Annotated in this window: 1 protein-coding gene; it reads left to right on the top strand. The window is 55.3% G+C overall.

Annotated features, from left to right (window positions below; genetic code table 11):
• Positions 1-189, top strand: a 189-nt coding sequence (locus JAO29_RS23145) for an aldehyde dehydrogenase family protein (RefSeq protein WP_334270649.1), incomplete at its 5' end; no start/stop codon positions are given.
• Positions 190-266: the final 77 nt, after the last annotated feature.

Below are 266 nucleotides of genomic sequence, written 5' to 3'. Positions count from 1 at the left end.
CAGCGAATCTTCATTCAGGAGGACATTAAAGAAGATTTCATCGCCCGTTTCGCCAGACGCGTTGAAACACTCGAGGTTGGCGACCCAACCCTCTACGAGACCGACGTCGGCCCTCTCATTCTTCCGAGGAAGTCGATCAAGTTGAGACGTGGGTCAAAGAAGCCATCGACCGTCCCGGGAAGCTGTTGACTGGTGGGGCGCGCATCAGTAGCACAGTCTTTCAGCCAACTGTGATTCTGGAGCCGAGTCCTGCTGCACTCGTTTCC

This window comes from Edaphobacter sp. HDX4 (assembly GCF_036877565.1).
Taxonomy (GTDB): domain Bacteria; phylum Acidobacteriota; class Terriglobia; order Terriglobales; family Acidobacteriaceae; genus Edaphobacter.
Note: the sequence above shows the minus strand (reverse complement) of the source record. Positions and strands in the feature narration are given on the sequence as shown.